The 1,448-nt window shown below is 71.5% G+C and carries 1 protein-coding gene and 1 pseudogene; both read right to left on the bottom strand.

What is annotated here, in order from left to right; all coding sequences use genetic code 11:
* Positions 1-349, bottom strand: a pseudogene (locus tag D7Y13_RS41420) (hypothetical protein); the annotation flags it as partial.
* Positions 350-375: 26 nt separating this feature from the next.
* The coding region (locus tag D7Y13_RS41415; RefSeq protein ID WP_341870477.1) for a hypothetical protein at positions 376-1,448 on the bottom strand (1,073 nt) is incomplete at its 5' end.

The raw sequence follows: 1,448 nt of genomic DNA, 5'->3' as shown, positions 1-1,448 counted from the left end.
GGGTGGGGGCGGGCGGCTTCTCCACCGTGCCCCCGAACCCGGCCGCACCAGCGCCGCGCTGGGTGCTGGGCGCCATCCCGTCCTTCTGCTGGGCGCTCTTCGCGGCGTCTCCGCCACCGCCACGTCCGGCTTCCCCGGACCGGGCGGACGTTCCCTCCTGGCCGGGGGACTCCTGGGCGCCGCCCTTCGCGGAGGTACCCTTGGCGGAGGCGCCCTTCGCGGCGCCGCCCTTCGCGGTGGCCTTGCCGGAGGACGCCTTGCCTTCGGAGGGCTTCGCCTTCTCTTCCTCCTTGAGACCTCGAGCGGGCACGCCCGGCCGGGGGAGGTTGGGAGGAAGACGGACGCTCATGGGACGGTGCCTCTAGGGGGAGGGACTCAGGCCAGGTTCTTCATGTGGACGACGAGGTTGCTGTCGTTGCTGCCCAGCGTGCTCGCGTCGTCGGTGGGGATGACGTAGCCCTGGTCCGCGCCAACGTGCTTGCGGAAGAAGTCTACCACCTCCGGATCCTGCACGTTGGACGTGGTGCTCTTCTTGATGCCGTACGCCTGCCCGTCCGTCCCCTTGGCCTTCACGGAGTCCGGGGCGGAATCCAGCAGGTTCTTCATCGTGCCCGACAGACGGCCACCGCTCTCCGGCTGCATGGTCATGGAGGCGTTGTGACCCTCGATGTAGCTGACGTCGTAGTAGGTGTTCCCGTGCCCGCCGTCGAACTTCACTTCACCGAGCGTCGCGTTCTTGCCGTCGCCGGCGTCGCTGCGGAAGTTGCCGGACCAGCCGTCCGGGAACTGCACCGTCTTCGTCTCGCCCGGCTTGAGGGTGACGGAGTCCACCGCCTTGTCACCCGCGTTGGGGGTGAAGTTCACCTTCATCGGCGTGGTGCCGTCGTTGACCAGGGTCATGGTGTTCTTGCCCTTCGAAGCGCCCTGGGACTGCGAAGCGCCCTGGGGCCCCGCGACCGCCTTCTGCTGGAGCGGAGGCCCGCCAGCGTCCACGGCGGGCTGCCCACCGCCAGGGGAAGCGCCCTCGCCGCCGAGGTCCGGCACGCCGCTGTCGAGGGCCGCGTCCTGGGCGCCCAGGTCCGGCACGCCGCCGCCGTCGAAGGAGTCCGCGCCCAGGCCCACCTGGCCGCCATTCGGCCCGACGACGCCCGTGTTCCCGTTGGCACCCTGGGCGCCCGGAACTCCGCCCTGCGCCCCGCCAAGGCCCTCGCCGCCGAGGATCTTCGACAGCTCACCCAGCACCTGGAGCGCGAGCATCTGGCCCAGCTTCTCCATGCCACCCTTGGCCGCGCCGCCCACCGAGTCGAAGCCGTCCTGCTGCAGCAGGCCCTGCAGCGCGCCGCCCAGCCCCGCGCCGCCCTTCAGCGAGTCCGCCGCGACCGGCGAGGGCCGCTGGACGGAAGACGCCAGCTCGGGGGCCTGGGTGCGCGTGAGGGAGGGGCTGGGAA

This window comes from Corallococcus praedator (genome assembly GCF_003612125.1).
Taxonomy (GTDB): Bacteria; Myxococcota; Myxococcia; order Myxococcales; family Myxococcaceae; genus Corallococcus; species Corallococcus praedator.
The sequence above is the reverse complement of the archived record's forward strand: the minus strand, read 5'-3'. Positions and strand labels throughout refer to the sequence as shown.